The sequence below is a fragment of the Streptococcus sanguinis genome (genome assembly GCF_020729765.1).
Lineage (GTDB): Bacteria > Bacillota > Bacilli > Lactobacillales > Streptococcaceae > Streptococcus > Streptococcus sanguinis_Q.
Map to the genome: position 1 here is coordinate 1 of NZ_JAJEPD010000053.1, position 16,322 is coordinate 16,322.

Below are 16,322 nucleotides of genomic sequence, written 5' to 3' on the forward strand. Positions count from 1 at the left end.
AAAGACCCTATAGTCCCAGAGTTTCTTCTTACCTCGCTGTCTATATGATATAGCCATATTTACCCCTTCCTAAAAAAGCGATAATCAAGACTTTGTCCCGACTATTATATCATGCTCCAATAAGAATTTCCCGAAAATTCTTTTCAAAGTATTCCTTTGTTTTTGAAGCTAAAAATAAATATTTCCCACCCTGAGCGCTTGGATACTTAACAAAACCTTTGGGATTTTGTTCAATATCAATTTCCTGCTTAATAGATGTCCGATAAAGGATATGTTCAATTAACCAAGGACGACTAACTGAAAGCAGCTCCAAAAGCTCATTCATAGTCATATATTTTCCTTTGTTAGCATTCCTTTTCAGTTCCTCATACTCTCCCTTTTCAATAATCACTTTATCTTCAGGAAGTGCAATAGTAATATTTTCCAAACTAACAATTAGTTTATTCATAATCTACAACCAACCTTTCTATCCCTAAAATACAATAACCAGACTCCAAGCCAACATATCCAGTTAATTTATAAATGACCTTGACTTGAATTGTCCGACCCGTCAAAATTCCACCTACAATCTCACTCATGGAAAGAGTGTCTCCTACTTGATACTCTCTATCATCTTTACGTAGCTCAAAGTTTTTCTTTCCACTTTGAACATCATCAAAAAACTGATTAGAAATTTTAATTGGATGTATCATCTGTCCCCCTTTATAAATAAATAAGCAAGCCTATTTCTTAGACTTGCTTATTAATGTCCCTCTACATACCAAAACTGCTTAGCTGTATTAGCATCAAAAACCCGATAGGCTACTGTCATAGCTGGGGCTCCAACAACATTCATTTCAGAAATCAAGACTGAACCGTCAGACCTAACCTCCTCACAAAATGCCACATGACCATAAGTAGGATCAGAACCAGCCTGCCCCTGGACAAATGAGACAGCAGTATGCTTCTTAGGCGTATGGCTAGATTTATAACCAGCTTTTTGCCACCACTGACCGCCATTTCCCATGAAAGAATCAAATTGAATACCTAATTGCTTTGCACGATTATAAACATACCAAGTACATTGTCCAGCAGGATAAGAACTACTCCCATCATAAGCATGGCCATCATACTGGCTGATATTCCCCCAACCCTCTGGCACAGCTACCGAGCTAGAACCTGTATTATTATCCTGATTAAAGGTTGCTTGAGCATCCTTTAAAATATCATAGATAACCTCCGCCCATTGTTCAATGTCACTGACTTTGGTCTGAGAATCACTGATTGCAACCCCCTCATAATACTGCGACCAATCTCGAGCTGCCTGCTTGGGATCCGTGCTAGGTCCAACCTTTTCGACCACTTGGGCATAAGGCCCCTCTAATTCAGCACTCATCAGGTCTATCTGGATTTGCTTCTCTAGCTTTTTTTCTTTAGCCTGGCCCCAACGATTGCCATTAATGGTACTGGACCACCCAGACCACTGATAGAAACCAGCGACACCACCACTAGGATTAACCGCTGTATAATCAAAGCCACATTCCCGATAAGCTACGGCCAGACTGCCACTCGTGCCTTGTAAGGTGAAGTGGTGCTGATTCATTAACCGTACTCCAAAATCTAAAGCGGTCTGGGCATTTTCTTCACTCAGCTGACGGCCTGTCTTTTCCGTAAATTTCTGAGCAAAATCTTTTGCAGACATGGAAATGCCCCCAGAAGAAGCGGTATAAGTTTGAGAATCAACTGAACCACTGCCAATCACTAGAAAAACAAAGGTAAAGAAAAGGACTGAAACAGTCCCTAACCCGATTAGTCCTCGTTTAATTGCTTTCATTTTACCCCTTTCTCAAACAATTCATCCGCTGGATTATTTTGGTATTGCTGCTTTTGCCATTCTCGTTTCAACTTTGGTGCTGACAAACGCTCTTTCCATTCATTTTTAAATCCTGGTTCCATATTTCTACGCCTTTCGTCTCGGAAACGGTCAAAATTGATAGAATCTTGTCGCCGCTTCTCTGTACGCTTCAAGCGCTCTTGTCTACGGTATTCCCGGTCTTGATGAGCTAGCTGGACAGGTGTATCTGTATCGCCAGCCAAGTCATGAACCTTAGCTCGGAGAGGCTCACCTTTTGCAGCTGCAAACAAATCCTGCAAGCTTTCTGCTCGATCTTGTAATTGACGCTTGAAGTCTGCCCTGCGTTGTTGAGACAGTTGCTTACCCGGTGTGTCTTCCTTACCATATCTTAAACGGTCATAGACTTGTATTGTTCCATTTTTACCGGCTCTAAACAAGGTACCTAGAGACTTTTTAAAACTTGCCTGAGAAGATGCTACAGGAATATTATCAGAGGGAAAGTTAGCTGGTCGCACAGTTTGACTAGGTCCGAAGCTTTCTGTAGTTGTAGAAAGCTTCGGCATAGAAAAACGATCAAAGTTAAATTGAGCTTTCTGAGCCAACTCCTGAGCAGAAATGGTTCCCTTGACAAAGAGACCGCCCAACAGGTGACGGCAACGATAGAGAGCAATCCAAATCAGCCCTTGAATAATAGCAGACCAAAAATAAATATCGTTCATACCGCCAGCGGCACCTTCAACCAAGCCATTGACATACAGAAAAGCTCGCACAAAGAAGAGACCAAGACCGCCTAATAAAGCAAACTGCATCAGTTTCTTGCCAGCATTTCCTAAGACTTGCTCATAGCCTGGAATCATAGCAATAAAGAGCAAAATAACCGAACAAACAATCATCAATAAAGCAAGATACTTAAAGACAATTGAGATTAGCCCAATGACAATTAAAGCAAAGCCAATAACCAGCGATTTAATAAAAGCTGCAAGGGCAGTGAAAATCTTGACGCCAACCGAACCAAAGGAAACTTGTTCAATTTTTTCATTTTTTTTAGCAAATGTTTCAACATCCTTTGGATCACCTTTTGTTGCAAATAACTCTTTAATTTTATCTTCTGTTACAACATTTTTATCCGTTGTATTAAAATTAAGAGCTAAAAACGGCTCATAAACCAATTTGTCAAAAATTGCATTTTTAACAGAGTCAATATTATTCTTTCCATTTTGACTAGACAAGGTTGCATTATCTGCATCAATGGTATCAAATCCTTTTATAGCAGTAGAAGTCATATCTTGTCCCAGTCCGTCTGCCATCTTAACTAGGACTGAAAGATTATAACTTGCAGTTACCTGAGAATCACCATAATTGGGCTGAAAAGAGGCTGGATGATAAAGTAAGGCCGCCACAAACCAGACCAAAAGAAAGCGGAAAGACCAAATAGGAAACCGGCGAGTTTTGAAAAACTCTGTCAAACCTCCAAAAAGAGCCAATCCATAAACCAGATATTTGTAGTCCGTCATGAAAGTATTGAAAAAGTTAGCTGAGAAACCAACAACCTTATCTAACTCTTTATAAGTGTTCGCTGTAAAGACCTGTTCCAAAATGATGATAACTAAGCAATAGATTGCTTTGACCAGGAAAAAGATTCCTTGAGCAATTGCATTGACGGCTTTAGGAAAAAGATCATCAGAATTAAAAAAGCCACCTTCTACATACATGTAAGAAGTCAGCTTAGACATATCCGCTGGATTGACTGTTTCTCTGGCATTGTTCAGGTATTCCTGAGCTTCCTCCCGTGCTTTGGCATCATCTAGCTTACTTCCCACTTGTTCATTGTAGTTATTTTGAGTTGTTTTCAGCCCCTGTATTTGAGATGCATCTTCCTTGTCCTTGTTCTGATCAATATACTTATTAATATCTTCTATATCTTTCCCAGCTTTTTTAATATCCTTGGTAGAAGCATTTTTGTTCTTGAGAATCTTGTCAACATTTTCAGCTTTCTTTTGAATAGATTGGTAATCGTCATCTTTTTCGATTTTTTTTTCGTCTTTTTTCTTCTTATCCTGCTTGCTTTTCTGTTGTTGTGCCTCTCTAGCATTTGCCTCTTGAACATTAGGAGGAGCATAGCTATAAGATTGCTTAGGGATAATATTGTTATTTGAATTAGGATTATATCCATTAGCTCCTGGCTGAGGAGCGCCTGTATTTGTACTGGGAGCTGGTGAATCGGTGTTATAACCATTAGCACCAGGCATTGGGGCCCCATTAGCATATACAAGAACTACGGGAAAACACGTTAAGGTGAGGATGAAGAAAATCCATTTCATCCTTTTCTTGTTCATTAAGCCACCTCCTCTTTTTGATTTTCTTGATTGCGAACGGTTCTGAAAAGTTCACTAACTTCTGGGAAAAATAGACCATCAACGGTAATCCGTTCTACCCGACCATGCGTATCTTTCATGAGACATTGTGCCTTGGTCAAATTATCAAACCAAGCCTTACTATCTTCTGTCACTTCCACTTTGAGCCGCGAGAGGACCTTTTCAGCAGAGCCAGGGGTATCATTATGGAAACAAAGATACGTTCCAAATGATGTTGCTTCTCCGTCTGCTCGGTTGGAATCCTCTGGTAGTTGGGAAGTAAAAACATAGAAATTATTTTGAGAACGACCAACCCGTTTAATCCGGTCCTGGAGTCCTCGGCCATAAGCTGTGATACTCAATACCCAAGCTTCATCTTGTCCAATTACAGTCTTCTGTCCATAGTCTCGTTCACCAAATTTGATACAGAAATCACCCAGAGCATAGAGCACCGCCATAGCTTTTCTATTTTGCAAGGTCAATTCTGAGTGCTCATCTGCTGGCAGATCCAAATGCGCAATCTCCAGAATCGTATTGCGAGCAGTAAGGTCAACAGCTGAATTAGTTCCATCTGAAAAAACCAAACTCAATACGGAAGCTGTCACTTTTTCCAATAGATTTTCGGCTGTCTCTCGAACTTTCTCAACATCAGATTGCATTAACTCTTGAATAATGGACAAGGTTCCTACTTTTTCACCATTAGCCCTTTTTGCAGCAAAAACCCGAATCATTTTAGAAAGTTCAGTCTCAAATTTATCTTTACCATCCAGAGGCATGAATTCATTAATCATGGAAAGAATCAGGTCTTTTGCCTGCTCCCCACTTAAAAAGACTAGCGGATCCAGAACCCCATGATTTTCAGGTTTTGTGTAATCCAGAGTCACAAAGTGGATGCTCCGGATATAGTCCCGAATTTCTGGATAAATATCCTTTTCTTCCAGCTCCTTCAAAAGTTTGTTATACCAGTAACGCTTTTCCATTTTCGGATCAATGTAGAGTGTTTGACAATTCAGTAAACTAGCATAAAAGAAAATGTAAGAAATAGCAAAAGTTTTCCCTCTCCCCGTATCACCTGTAACAGAGATATGCGGATTATCGGTATTCTTACCCTCTCCCTTTTCGTTCGCTTCCAAAATATTGACAAAGACCGGTTTGTCAGAAGCAGCAATAGCATCTTCATAACGACCATGCCAAGAGTTCAGCTGACTGTCAATCATCCCAAAGTAAAAACCAGTATCCTGACCGACTTTTTGAGTAACAAAAAACAAGTCTTCAGCTAAAGCTCCGACTTCGTCAATTTGAATAAAGTTTTTATCCTCGGATTGAAGCAGTTCTCCAAAGCGATTTTTTGCAAACAGATATAGTTGGTAAGGTGTAGCTCGGGAGACTTTGATTTTACTACCTTTCATTTCTTCCATCAGCAGGTTAACTTTCTGCTTTAGGACCCCTAGATCACTGTCAAACACTACTAGGGTCTGCAAGTAATTGAGAATAGGAACGCCATCTTCAATTTTGGATTCGATATCCTCTACCAGATACTTACTCTGGCCAACAGAATTTTTCTGCACACTATCTGCTTCTGCAGACTCAGTCTGAGCCCCTTTCAATTTCAGGCGGACATTACGGGCCTTAGTCCGTATATTGTTAAAGGGCAGTCCTTTAACTTTGGCAAATTTGGCCTTGGTCCAAACCTCAATCGGAAAACCCAATGACTGCACTTTTTCAATGAAGTGCAAGTAAGAAGCATTTTCTGGCTTATAAGCCACTGGAAGAAAGGCGACATATTGAGAGCCTTCTTCATTTTGGAACTCCAGAACATTAATACGCTTATAATCAATATTCTTGTCTCCTAGATTATCAATCCAGTTTTCAACCAAATTCACTTCATATTTTTTATCGACATTCAAAGAATGTAAATATGAATAACGATTAACAAAAATTGTCTCCCGAGTTGACAGCCGGCGATAATCTAGCAATGACAAATTTTTTTCAAGTTCTGCCCGTTGTTTTTCGTACTTTAATTCCCACCCTTCCATTACGCTTTTCTGAAGCCCCAGACTCTCTGCCAGAAAATCAGAAGCTGTATTGATAGAATCCTGAATCACTTCTTTTAGATCTACGGAAATTGAAAARGATTTCAAAGGAATACTGATAAAGTAATGATAGTCGCATAATTCTTTAGATGCTAACAGATAATCATAGGACTTTTCAAGGACAGAATAAGCCATTTCTTCTGTATCAGTCGCAAAGTTTTGAGAAAGCTTCTGAAATTTTTTCAGTAGGTCTTTTTGAAAAGGTAGCATGACAATATCTACATCGCCATATTGTTTAATATTAGTTAGCCAGGCTTCAACTGATGCCTTAAACTTTTCCTTTTTTGTAAAATCCACTGGATTAGTTTCTTGGGGATTGACCTCATACAAGGCAAAGACGCTGCCATCTTTTTTCAACAACAGGTTATCAACAATATCTACAATTTCATTCATTAGTTTCACTCAATTCCCCCTCTTTCTTTAAGATATAGTCTGGTTTGTAATACAAAATGCCATCATTCAGATATTTCTGTTTGCGTTTTCTACCGTAAATTCGATAGAATTTTAGATAGTCACGGATGAAGCGACTGATTTTCTGCTGCTCAATAGTAAAATCAGACAAAACTATGCCCGCACTCCAAAGTAACGGTGTCCCAACTCCAATCCAAAAAGGAAGTRGAATTGGTATCATTTTCATTACSAAACGTGTTASAATCCAGTAATAGGCGAAAAATAAAAAAGCTGTCCATCCAATCGTAGACAACTTAATTGCGTTTGRCAAAGAGAAACGATCGGATAGCTTTTGAATCCAAGTTGGCTGTTCAAAAGCAGACCGATAATGATAAACTCTTTTATCTTTCTTTGCTTCTGACATCTTCATCACCCACCAAATTTAATAAAGCGAGCAGCTAAATCCATTAACTCATTAAATTTATTCATAACAGTTTCTGGGTTCCAACAACAGTAAGCAAGCAAAAAACCTACCACGATAATCCCAATAATTTTTCCGGTTGAGCGAGAGCTCAAATAAATGAACACCGCTACTCCAATGGCTCCTCCAATACAAAGCCATGCCAAAAAATTATCCAAAATGATTTTCACAAATTCTTTCATTGACTTTTTATTCTCCTCACTTTATTTGTTTTCGGTATTTTTCAGCAATCCCATGCTCAAAACTTTGAACACGGAACGTATCATTTTCTTTGTCTACTTTCAAACTGACCACGAAATTTTCTTGATGGGACAGCCCCAAACCGTCCGTAAAGGTAACTTGCAGTACATCCACTAGCTTATCTTTATGATCCTTATCCGTAATAAAGTAAGAATAATCAATAGATGTCAGCTGGTAGCCTTCCAAGGGCTGAATATCCTTTGAAAAAGGAGTTAGCTGTGTTTTATCACCGCTCGTATAAGCCGTAAATAGAGCTTGGACATACTCTTTGGCTTTGTCAAACTCTTTTTTACTGTCCTGCTGGTCCTGCAAGTGTATGCCAGCCTTTACATATTTGGCCGCATAAGAATTTTCCTTAGTGAAATAAGGCAAGTCTGAAACATAGAATTTATTATCCTTAACAGCATAAGGTATATGAAGCAAGCCATAGTTTGGTTGCCATTCCTCCCCTTTCTTAACAGAATAAGTTACGCGATAAGTCGCCAGATCATCTGTTACCTCTACCAGAGTAGCACCTGTTAGCTGACTGTCAATTCGGTTATTTTCTGTATTTTTAATATCAATGCCTGAACCGTAGTATTCCTTGAGTTTGGCTTGATTTTCAGCATTATTTTCTGAGAAATAAATATTTAAAAAGTCCGTCATAAAGAGACTAACCTGATTAGAATAGGTCCGAGTGTTTTTGTTTGTCACCTGGATCTGGTTTTTATCATTCCTCAAACTACGAAAAGTGTTAGAAACGATGGTTAGCGCCGATAAGAGTACAACGCCAGCCACAAAGCCCAGAAGCAAACGATTAGCTGTCTTCTGACTGATTTTCCGAGGTTTCAGCTCTACCTTGCTTTTGTTTGGTTTGGGAAACTTTACTTTCCCAGCTTTCTTTTTTAGTTGAGAAAGCCATTTTTTTACATTCAAATTTATTCTCCTTTACTTATATTTTCCACTAAAGCAGACATTTTTAAAATTGTCTGCTAAAACGGAAAGTTTTTTACGCTAGGCCGGAACCAGTTTAAGAACAAGCTCATCGTAAGCCTCAATATCACCCATCACGGCATTCATTTGCTGCTTAGTAATCCTAGCCTGGTCTACATATTTCTGTAGTTCCCGAAAGCACCAATAAACCGCTTCGCCATACGATAACTCGTCCTCAATCAATTCCCCGTCATCTCGCCAGATTGAATAAGGATTTTCTTCTTTTGAAAAATCCTTATGAACTGTATAAACAGCCATGTTTGTGCTCCTTTCTTTATTCGCATGACACATAAAACCCCTTAGGAGTATTAAGCACCACGCCCTGATCTATATAAGCCTGAACAGCCCTAACCCAGCTGGAAGCTTGAAAGAAGAATTCTATCACGCTATCCATATCAGCCCCCTCCAGGAGCTGCTTCATCAAAGTTTGCTCATCTTTAGAGACAAAGCGGTAGTAGTGGCTCATGATAAAGTTAGGAGATTGATGATGTTTTAACATGTGTCGGACAAGAAAATCATCACCGTCATACAGCTCCAGAATGACTTTTTTTAGAAGATAGGCCTCCTGCAGGGACATAATTGAATCAACCTCCCAATCCAAAAAACCACAAATAAAAAAGGAATCTTCGGTAATTCCTTTTTCATCCATTCTAGCCAATACCGCCTCTTTGCTAAACTTCATCAAGTCCAACTGGCATAAAGACCGGCTATTGCCATCTGTCAGCACCCGAATATTTGCAATCATTTGTCCTCCTCAGTCATTCTCCTTTCATACTGTAAAATTTCTTCCCAGGTCAACCATTCAGGCTTTTCACCTTCTGGAAATTTCTTCCACAGTTTTTTCATTTCCGCAATCTGATCTGGGGACATTACCAGCCCAAAGACGACCCTCATACCGACCGCCATAGCCTAAAAAGTAATCACAGTCTGACCGTAATCTTCCCAACATCATATATTCAAAATGGTAAGGATTTTGGCGGTTTTTGTAATCTTCCAAGTAGGCCTTTAGCTCAGATAATTCCAAAAATCCATCCAAGCCGTAACCAAAAGTATCATCTTCTTCCGGCAAGACATAGAGTTGGCCCTTGAAAGATTCTGTCACTCCGATTTTTTCCAAGGCACTCATCTGAAAAGGCAAGGGAAACCGCCCCTTTTGTCCCGTCTCCGTATTTGTTACAATCGCAAATTCCATGTCACCGCCTCCTAAACAAGGGCCACTAGTCGCTTGCCAGTACCGTACATGCTTTGAGAAATGCTATTTAATTTCTCATTTTGCTTGTAGTAAATCCGTAGTTGGGTTTGAATTTCCTGGATCTGATCAATCGGAAGGGCGATCACCCTGTCCCCTTTTAACTTACTGTTAAGCGTTCCTGCAATCGTATAGGCTTCCCGGTAATTGTGAGCAATCAATAGTTCTGAAAGCTGGGCTGCCAGAGATAAAATCTCTTTTTCCAAAGTTCCTTGTTGTGCCATTTTTCTACCTCCATTTATTCTTTTTATCTACAAATCCGCTTAACTTAGCTGGACTTCTGATAACGATCAAACCCCACTACCTCCTTTTTCAATCCGTAGGCGGCCCAAACCAGAAACTTTTAGAAACTCTCTCAGTTCTGCCAGCAGTCGGCGAATCATTCTATGTTCATCAATCGCTGTCCGCAGAAAATACTCCTGAACAGATTCCTCATAGGAGAAAAGAGAAAGTAGCAGCTCCTGCTTTTTTTCCAAAGCTAGATCATCCAGCGCCTGCAGGTAAGCCCGTGTTTGGTTCTTGAATTTGAGAGCAACCGCACGATCATTCAGATAGGCAGAAGAATAACGCTTCTGACGTAGAAGATTTAGCTCCTGGCGCATTTCCTGATACTGAAAACTAGAAACTTCTGGCTCATAGTATTCCCGATTAGGAATCGCCAGGACCACATTAACTAACAAGCCTATATAATTGCCATAAGCTTCATAGTATGCTTTTAAATAAGCCTCAATCATAGGACCGCCTTTCTTACTAGATTTTCATAGGAATCCGCATAACCTTCCTCCTCGATTAGAGAAAGAAACTCTTTCTCATCATCATCTGAAAGAACCGCCTCACGGATAATTTGAGATAATTTTTTGACCCCTCGGATTTCCTCCAACATCAAGACCCTTTTTAAAGTACGGGCCACACTCCGCTCAATCCAACGATATTCCTTGACTCCTATTTCATCAAGCTCAGGACACATGACGAACTTAAAAGCCTCATAGGATCCCATCAAGGCATACCAATCCGAATCCAATTGACGGCCGCCCCTGGTCTGCTTATAGACATGGATTTTATCATTGATTAGGCCAACTGCTCTGCCGACCACATCAAATTGATAACTTTCCGCCCACTCTTTCACAAACTGGTTAGCCGCTTCATCATTGAGACGGACCTCATACCGATTTTTGAATTGGTAATACTCACGCACAAATTCAACAGGCACATCCAACTTGCCCGCCTGCTCTAGATCCTTCTCATAAAAGTTGAAAAAGACAGGAGAATTTCTTGACCCAAAATAAAAAGACTTCCCTTGAGACTGGCTTCCAGATGACTTATCTACTAACTGGAATGATTTTGCCTTTGTCTCAATCAAGCCTTTATCGTAACGGTCTTTTAAATCAGGCAGGGGATAGTTACCTTCTGGATTATATAGCTCATCTAAAGCGACATCCAGGCGGGTAAACTTTAAAAAATCCGCTGCAGCTTCTGGAGAAGCCGTAGAATTTTGGGCAAAGTTGACGCAGGAACAAATGAAATTCTTCCAGTCTCGCTTTTGTTCCACCTGCAAGTAGTATTCAAACTGACGACAGCCAGACCCCGAAAACTCTACCAAGGTTCCCATATGATGATCATTTTCTGACCAGTAAATATTGATATTTTGGAACTCAATCTTATAATGGTAAGAGTAGAGGCCCTTTTTTTGCTCTGAAAACTGTTTCGCACCCAGACATAAGACCTTATCTATAATGGTCTTATAATCTAAGGTTTTAAACCGCACCCGCAGATAGTCAATCTTTCCTTCTAGCCGGGTTCCCTTGAGTTTCTGCTGGTTCAAAAACAGCTGCTGAAACTTTTTCTGAGAAGCCTTGGGCAGTTCCCGCTCCCCAATCTCGATTTTCTTATAGGTATTGTAGTTTACATCTAGCAACGCTGAAAATTCTTTCAGCGAAAAACCCAAGTGCCGGCGGACCCGCTTTAATTCTTTGTAGTCAAACATAGTCCTCACTTTCTTACTAATTTTTGCTAGCTATTTAAGGCGAAATCCCTTGAGCTGACAATATTTTTCACGCTTTCTTGTACCTACCCCTACCCCCGTATTACCAAACGGGGGTAGGAAGGTTTCAGCCTGCCCTAGGCAGGCCTCACCGCTCCGGCTTGTGCAGCCGTGCGGCCGTGCTTTCCCGCCCCGGCGGGCACTGCACTCACTGCACAGCACCGGACGCTAATTCCTCCTGACGGTCCACTATCCGCTTGACAACAACCTTATAGGTGTCATTAGTCAACTCTTTATCCGCCATAATCTGGACTAACAAGTTCTGGACCTGGTCAGACAGGGCAGCACCTGCAGAAGATTCCACCTCATAGCCGTTTTCTGCCAGTAGTTCCATGATTTTTCTTGCCGTAGACAAAGGCAAATCATTCTCTTTGGCAAAATCAGCCAGGCTTGTTTGTTGGGCCATAGCCTCAACTGGCAAACTTGGGAGTCCTTCTTTATTTTTTTCTAAAGGATTGAAAGGATTGGCAATTCTAGGATAGGCCTCATAGACATCATAGAAATTAAAATCCTTAGTGACCAATGGGCTGTAGTACTCCTGGGCCAACTCACCGACAACGGCCGCATAACCACGGTAAACCCGTTTACCGGCTAGGCGAGTATAATTTTTAAACCGTTTGTTTTTATTCTCATCCCCGAACATCATCGGATAGCCAGTATCACTGAGTTTTCCGATTGAGATATGGAACATCATATTGTCCCGAATGATAGTCGGGAGATCCTGGGCGCTAGGTTTTTGCATGAGCTTAATCAGAAAGACCCCGGCTTGCCGGCCCTGTAAAATCAACTGCTTGTCTGCAGCCATAAAGCGCTCCCTTAATACATAGTTTCCGCTCTCCATGGAAGCAACCAAGGAATTAAATTCATCACAGAGAATAAAATAAGGCTCTAACCCATACTTATCAAAAGAACCCAATTCTTTTTCTCCCCGTTCAGCGGCCAGCTTCCGCATGGTAGCCATCCGATTATGCATGATCTCTACACCATTTTCAAAACACGATACAATCTTTTCTGTATCGTAATGGATTCTGCCTTTCAAAACTTCCAGGTTTTCCAAGGGAACAAAATCAGCCCGCTTGGGATCGCAGGCATCCACTACACCAATTTTGAGCAGGGCAATGAGAACGGCACGGATAAAAGTTGTTTTCCCGCCGCCAGTTCCTCCAGCAACAAGCAAATGGGGGGATTCAACAAAATTCCACCATAGATTTTTAGCCAGTTTGATTCCTTTTTTGGGATCATAAGTGACCTCACTAGCATGGATCCGATTGAGAAAGGCAGCATAGGCTAATTGATAGACAACAAACTTTTCCCCGTCCACCTTATCCATAAAATCCATAAAGAAGGCTGTTTCAAACTCTGAACCCAAATTCAGAAACTGCTCTTGAAATTTATTTCCCTGAAGTTCCAGGGAAATAAACAACTCATAAGACTTCTGTTTTACATAGACTTTCGGAAAGACAATTTTTCTTTTTACCCCCTTTTCTGTCTTTTTTTCCTTCTCTATATAAAAACTATGATCCTTGAGAAAGCGGGCCATGATATACAAGCGGATCCACTTCTTGTAAAAGAGAAAACGCTCCTCAAAATAACGGTGTAAGAATCTTGTTAAGAACGGAACCAGCAGTAGTAAACTACCAAGAAAGACCAGGAGCAGCTTATCCATATCCATCAACTGCTCCAGGTTACAATAAGCCAAAAAAGCTATCCCTGACAAAAAGACAAGGCTAATAAATCCTTGCAAAATCGCATTAATCTTCAACATCCAGGGACGAATCTTCACCCCTCGATAGGTCAACACCTCACGAATAACCGATATTTCAGACACCCCCTTTCAGCAAGAAAAGCCAGTTTTAACCAGTTTTTTCTTCCTTAGGTGGCTGCTTCATGCCCCCCAGGCGCTCATATCCATCAACCCGCAAAGAGAAACCAAAATCAGTGATCTCTTGACGGTTGTCCCCAAAGCCAACCGCATTAGGAAAGTTATAAATGAAAGGAGAAGCAGCGCCAATAATCTGGATCTCTGTCATAAACGGCAGTTCTTCATAGGTTTTTCCTGGAGCTAATTTCAGCTGTAGATTATCCCCGATTTTGTCAGAATACACGATTGCATGGGTAACTTCCATTTCATCCGTCCGCTGACCGTCATTAAAGACCGGTCGCTTTTCCAGGGAAAGAAATTTCAAGTTTCCGAGATTGGCCCGGACATCATAAACAGTACCTTGGTTAAATTTATCCACATTAAAAGTCATTTAATATCACTCCTTTTCTTATTTTGCAGGTTTAATCCGATCAGCAGTAAAGATAATTTCCCGCTTAGTCTTGCCCCGAGATTGAACGCTGCCAACCGTCATTGTCAGATTTTCCAAAATAACCTTAGTCAGCTTGTTAGGGACGAAACTATTATCCAAACCGTTTACACGTACCTGCACATCCTGTTGTTTTTCGCCGCTTACAGTGAAAATCCGGTAGGGATCAAACATTGTTCTCCCACTTGGGACCCGTTCGGTTACAGTTGGAACAGCATAGACATCTGCTCCAATAACTTCCTTTGCCTGAATTGGCAATTTTTGTAAATCAGCCATTTAATTTTTCCTCATTTCTGTTTTTGTTTTTTTATTTGATTCTGAATAAAAAATAACTGCAGGAGCACGAGGCAATTTCATAGTCTTACTCCATTTCTAATCTAAAATACAAATTTCTTTTCTTTTTGAATTATAGTAAGCTCTCCCGCCAAATAAATTCAAAAAGTCATTTAGTTCTTCCAAAGACTGGAAATTCATCATAATATCAATTTCATCAATTTCGTAGTGATATTTTTTGAAAATTTCAGCATGTCTTGCAATACTTTTATGASCATTAAACATACTTTTATTAAAAATTACCGCGTATTTCATTTTCAAATCCCTAAATATTCTTTCTTCAAGAGGCGCTGATAGTCATTCTTGCAGTCCATCAGACGCTTAGAAAAGCTATCATGGCTATCATGACGACTAAAAATAGTTTCCATTTCGCCCAAGCTTGCACGATAACATGCTTCACAGCGTGTCCAATCATCCAGATACATCCTCATAGAAAACTTGAAATTTTCTATGATTCCTTTAAATCGTTCTTCAAAATAGTCCATCTACTAACTCCTTTCGATTTTCCAATGTTCCTTTTCAATAATTCGCTGATAGGGTCGCATTAAATGAGTTGTRACAATCTTATCTTGTTTCAAAGATTTCTCATTCAATCGATTTAATTCGTTCAAGCTAGACTTGCACAACCTTAAGAGCATCAAACGATCCGCAGCATATATCTCGAAGGAAAATAAAAAGTTATCGAAAATTCTTCGATAACCCTTTCTATAATATTCAATTACTGCATCACTATAGTTCATTCCACTTTCATTTATACCCCTTTCACAAACCTACAAATTATCATAATCATCAACATAAAAACAAAAACAGAAAGAGAAGTAGCTAGTAGTAACGTTCCAAACATAAACCATAATCCTTTCTTTAGCATGTTGTCACCTCAATCTTTCCACATTACAATATTGGTCCATTTAGCTTTTGTTTTTAACAAAAATCGCATCATTCCTATTTGCACTTGGCCGCCATAGATAATAAATTGACCGTCCTCTATATACATTTTCAAATATTCTCGGTCAAATTCAGGTAAGTCAGCAGCAAAACAAATATTTGATTTCTTYTCCATTTTCACAATGATAAAGCCACGATCAGAAAAATATAACCCCACATCATTGTTTTTACTACGATTTTTCAATACACTTAATAACAATTGCTTTCGATACCAATTTAAAAACCACTTACTCATGGATAAGCCTCCTTTCTATTAAGATAGTCAGCAATCATCTGCTTAAGAAAATAGAAAAAGCAAATTACTACGAAAGCAATTTGCCTATAATTTTATTTTTAAATTTTCCATTTTCCTAAACAGATGACTAATCTATTTAGTATATGCTCATATCTTCGCATATTCATTCTTCACCAGAAGTCATACTCTGGCTACCGCCCACGCAGCATAAAGGTTGTTGTCTCACTCCAACAGAGCCTCTGCCTGCGTCTCCGACCCACTAGGGCCAGCAGTTCCTGATGATTCATCCAAGCCAGCTCATCAGGCTAAAAGCTGGTGCGTGTGTTCCTAGATCCATAGGACCTAGAACAGCTCCAATCCCTCACTTTTAACCTGATTAGCAAACTTGACAAATTGTTAAGTTTACTATATACTAAAATTGCAACGTTTTAGTGTGTTTGGTCATCTGAAAGGATCGTCAGACGCACTTTTTATTAACTTTTCAAAGATCTAAGCAAATCTATACATCAAATCTTACTGCTCAATTTTTTACTTATCTAATAATAACTTTGAGTAAGAATTTGATTAGATTTTATATCCCATCGGATATATTTAGTATATAACCTTTTGGATATAATGTCAAGAGTTTTTTGAAAAAAATTAAAATATTTTTTAAAAGAGGTTATCTCATGTTTCCAGAAAGACTGAAAGCTCTGCGTTTAGAAGCAGGACTTACACAGAAACAAATATCTGAAACACTTGGAATAAATCAGCCGCAATATGCTAGATGGGAAAAAGGTGGGCGTGAGCCTTCCAAAGAAACACTCCAAAAATTCGCTGAACTTTTTAACGTTTCTGTAGACTATC

22 protein-coding genes are annotated in these 16,322 nt (G+C 39.7%); 1 reads left to right on the forward strand and 21 read right to left on the reverse strand.

Going from position 1 to position 16,322, the window contains the following annotated elements; translation table 11 throughout:
• Positions 1-109: 109 nt before the first annotated feature.
• The 21 genes from K4H96_RS07745 to K4H96_RS07840 form a co-directional block, all read right to left on the reverse strand.
• Complete coding sequence (locus K4H96_RS07745) at positions 110-448, reverse strand: DUF771 domain-containing protein (RefSeq protein ID WP_223338002.1); 339 nt, start codon at positions 446-448, stop codon at positions 110-112.
• Positions 441-692 carry a DUF3850 domain-containing protein gene (locus tag K4H96_RS07750; protein WP_223338001.1) on the reverse strand — a complete coding sequence of 84 codons (252 nt, stop codon included), beginning with the start codon at positions 690-692 and terminating at the stop codon, positions 441-443. The genes K4H96_RS07745 and K4H96_RS07750 overlap by 8 nt, the downstream gene beginning before the upstream one ends.
• Before the next feature lie 50 nt (positions 693-742).
• Entirely contained in the window at positions 743-1,813 is a 1,071-nt protein-coding gene (locus tag K4H96_RS07755) for a phage tail tip lysozyme (RefSeq protein WP_223338000.1), read from the reverse strand.
• Positions 1,810-4,170: an MntP/YtaF family protein gene (locus K4H96_RS07760; protein ID WP_223337999.1), complete on the reverse strand. Its 2,361-nt coding sequence runs from the start codon at positions 4,168-4,170 to the stop codon at positions 1,810-1,812. The genes K4H96_RS07755 and K4H96_RS07760 overlap by 4 nt, the downstream gene beginning before the upstream one ends.
• Positions 4,170-6,683 carry an ATP-binding protein gene (locus tag K4H96_RS07765; RefSeq protein WP_223337998.1) on the reverse strand — a complete coding sequence of 838 codons (2,514 nt, stop codon included), beginning with the start codon at positions 6,681-6,683 and terminating at the stop codon, positions 4,170-4,172. The genes K4H96_RS07760 and K4H96_RS07765 overlap by 1 nt, the downstream gene beginning before the upstream one ends.
• The gene (locus K4H96_RS07770; protein ID WP_227956451.1) at positions 6,667-7,095 is read right to left on the reverse strand and encodes a TcpE family conjugal transfer membrane protein; all 429 of its coding nucleotides are present in this window, start codon (positions 7,093-7,095) and stop codon (positions 6,667-6,669) included. Before K4H96_RS07770 ends, K4H96_RS07765 begins: the two co-directional genes overlap by 17 nt.
• 5 nt (positions 7,096-7,100) lie before the next feature.
• Positions 7,101-7,334, reverse strand: coding sequence for a TcpD family membrane protein (locus tag K4H96_RS07775; protein ID WP_161543620.1), 234 nt, complete (start codon positions 7,332-7,334; stop codon positions 7,101-7,103).
• Between the two features lie 16 nt (positions 7,335-7,350).
• Positions 7,351-8,307, reverse strand: coding sequence for a conjugal transfer protein (locus tag K4H96_RS07780; RefSeq protein ID WP_223337997.1), 957 nt, complete (start codon positions 8,305-8,307; stop codon positions 7,351-7,353).
• Positions 8,308-8,385: 78 nt separating this feature from the next.
• Complete coding sequence (locus K4H96_RS07785; RefSeq protein WP_223337996.1) at positions 8,386-8,622, reverse strand: asparagine synthase; 237 nt, start codon at positions 8,620-8,622, stop codon at positions 8,386-8,388.
• Positions 8,623-8,638: 16 nt separating this feature from the next.
• Positions 8,639-9,109, reverse strand: a complete 471-nt coding sequence (locus tag K4H96_RS07790; protein WP_223337995.1) for a hypothetical protein — start codon at positions 9,107-9,109, stop codon at positions 8,639-8,641.
• Positions 9,106-9,234, reverse strand: a complete 129-nt coding sequence (locus tag K4H96_RS12275; RefSeq protein ID WP_321573083.1) for an LPD11 domain-containing protein — start codon at positions 9,232-9,234, stop codon at positions 9,106-9,108. The genes K4H96_RS07790 and K4H96_RS12275 overlap by 4 nt, the downstream gene beginning before the upstream one ends.
• Positions 9,176-9,556: an LPD11 domain-containing protein gene (locus tag K4H96_RS07795; protein ID WP_263281043.1), complete on the reverse strand. Its 381-nt coding sequence runs from the start codon at positions 9,554-9,556 to the stop codon at positions 9,176-9,178. Before K4H96_RS07795 ends, K4H96_RS12275 begins: the two co-directional genes overlap by 59 nt.
• Positions 9,557-9,567: 11 nt before the next feature.
• A complete protein-coding gene (locus tag K4H96_RS07800) occupies positions 9,568-9,837 on the reverse strand; it encodes a hypothetical protein (protein ID WP_223337994.1) in 270 nt (89 codons plus the stop codon).
• Between the two features lie 66 nt (positions 9,838-9,903).
• Complete coding sequence (locus K4H96_RS07805; protein ID WP_223337993.1) at positions 9,904-10,347, reverse strand: hypothetical protein; 444 nt, start codon at positions 10,345-10,347, stop codon at positions 9,904-9,906.
• Positions 10,344-11,597, reverse strand: coding sequence for a replication initiation factor domain-containing protein (locus tag K4H96_RS07810; protein WP_223337992.1), 1,254 nt, complete (start codon positions 11,595-11,597; stop codon positions 10,344-10,346). The genes K4H96_RS07805 and K4H96_RS07810 overlap by 4 nt, the downstream gene beginning before the upstream one ends.
• A 205-nt stretch (positions 11,598-11,802) precedes the next feature.
• Positions 11,803-13,419, reverse strand: coding sequence for an FtsK/SpoIIIE domain-containing protein (locus K4H96_RS07815; RefSeq protein ID WP_227956453.1), 1,617 nt, complete (start codon positions 13,417-13,419; stop codon positions 11,803-11,805).
• An 88-nt stretch (positions 13,420-13,507) separates the two neighbouring features.
• Entirely contained in the window at positions 13,508-13,906 is a 399-nt protein-coding gene (locus tag K4H96_RS07820; protein WP_223337990.1) for a hypothetical protein, read from the reverse strand.
• A gap of 18 nt (positions 13,907-13,924) precedes the next feature.
• On the reverse strand, positions 13,925-14,239 hold the full coding sequence (locus tag K4H96_RS07825) for a hypothetical protein (protein WP_061592353.1): 315 nt from the start codon (positions 14,237-14,239) through the stop codon (positions 13,925-13,927).
• A gap of 96 nt (positions 14,240-14,335) precedes the next feature.
• Positions 14,336-14,551: a hypothetical protein gene (locus tag K4H96_RS07830; RefSeq protein ID WP_227956454.1), complete on the reverse strand. Its 216-nt coding sequence runs from the start codon at positions 14,549-14,551 to the stop codon at positions 14,336-14,338.
• Between the two features lie 2 nt (positions 14,552-14,553).
• A complete protein-coding gene (locus tag K4H96_RS07835; protein WP_223337989.1) occupies positions 14,554-14,781 on the reverse strand; it encodes a TetR family transcriptional regulator in 228 nt (75 codons plus the stop codon).
• Between the two features lie 392 nt (positions 14,782-15,173).
• Complete coding sequence (locus K4H96_RS07840) at positions 15,174-15,476, reverse strand: hypothetical protein (protein WP_125337906.1); 303 nt, start codon at positions 15,474-15,476, stop codon at positions 15,174-15,176.
• Positions 15,477-16,144: 668 nt separating this feature from the next.
• On the opposite strand from K4H96_RS07840, the gene K4H96_RS07845 reads away from it, so the two are divergent.
• The coding region (locus K4H96_RS07845) for a helix-turn-helix domain-containing protein (RefSeq protein ID WP_227956455.1) at positions 16,145-16,322 on the forward strand (178 nt) is incomplete at its 3' end.

What these genes read in the sequence shown, in the direction of transcription:
- K4H96_RS07745 (WP_223338002.1), bottom strand. Translation starts at nt 448, where the DNA reads ATGAATAAACTAATTGTTAGTTTGGAAAATATTACTATTGCACTTCCT.
- K4H96_RS07750 (WP_223338001.1), bottom strand. Translation starts at nt 692, where the DNA reads ATGATACATCCAATTAAAATTTCTAATCAGTTTTTTGATGATGTTCAA.
- K4H96_RS07755 (WP_223338000.1), bottom strand. Translation starts at nt 1,813, where the DNA reads ATGAAAGCAATTAAACGAGGACTAATCGGGTTAGGGACTGTTTCAGTC.
- K4H96_RS07760 (WP_223337999.1), bottom strand. Translation starts at nt 4,170, where the DNA reads ATGAACAAGAAAAGGATGAAATGGATTTTCTTCATCCTCACCTTAACG.
- K4H96_RS07775 (WP_161543620.1), bottom strand. Translation starts at nt 7,334, where the DNA reads ATGAAAGAATTTGTGAAAATCATTTTGGATAATTTTTTGGCATGGCTT.
- K4H96_RS07785 (WP_223337996.1), bottom strand. Translation starts at nt 8,622, where the DNA reads ATGGCTGTTTATACAGTTCATAAGGATTTTTCAAAAGAAGAAAATCCT.
- K4H96_RS07790 (WP_223337995.1), bottom strand. Translation starts at nt 9,109, where the DNA reads ATGATTGCAAATATTCGGGTGCTGACAGATGGCAATAGCCGGTCTTTA.
- K4H96_RS12275 (WP_321573083.1), bottom strand. Translation starts at nt 9,234, where the DNA reads ATGTCCCCAGATCAGATTGCGGAAATGAAAAAACTGTGGAAGAAATTT.
- K4H96_RS07795 (WP_263281043.1), bottom strand. Translation starts at nt 9,556, where the DNA reads ATGGAATTTGCGATTGTAACAAATACGGAGACGGGACAAAAGGGGCGG.
- K4H96_RS07800 (WP_223337994.1), bottom strand. Translation starts at nt 9,837, where the DNA reads ATGGCACAACAAGGAACTTTGGAAAAAGAGATTTTATCTCTGGCAGCC.
- K4H96_RS07805 (WP_223337993.1), bottom strand. Translation starts at nt 10,347, where the DNA reads ATGATTGAGGCTTATTTAAAAGCATACTATGAAGCTTATGGCAATTAT.
- K4H96_RS07810 (WP_223337992.1), bottom strand. Translation starts at nt 11,597, where the DNA reads ATGTTTGACTACAAAGAATTAAAGCGGGTCCGCCGGCACTTGGGTTTT.
- K4H96_RS07815 (WP_227956453.1), bottom strand. Translation starts at nt 13,419, where the DNA reads ATGTTGAAGATTAATGCGATTTTGCAAGGATTTATTAGCCTTGTCTTT.
- K4H96_RS07820 (WP_223337990.1), bottom strand. Translation starts at nt 13,906, where the DNA reads ATGACTTTTAATGTGGATAAATTTAACCAAGGTACTGTTTATGATGTC.
- K4H96_RS07825 (WP_061592353.1), bottom strand. Translation starts at nt 14,239, where the DNA reads ATGGCTGATTTACAAAAATTGCCAATTCAGGCAAAGGAAGTTATTGGA.
- K4H96_RS07835 (WP_223337989.1), bottom strand. Translation starts at nt 14,781, where the DNA reads ATGGACTATTTTGAAGAACGATTTAAAGGAATCATAGAAAATTTCAAG.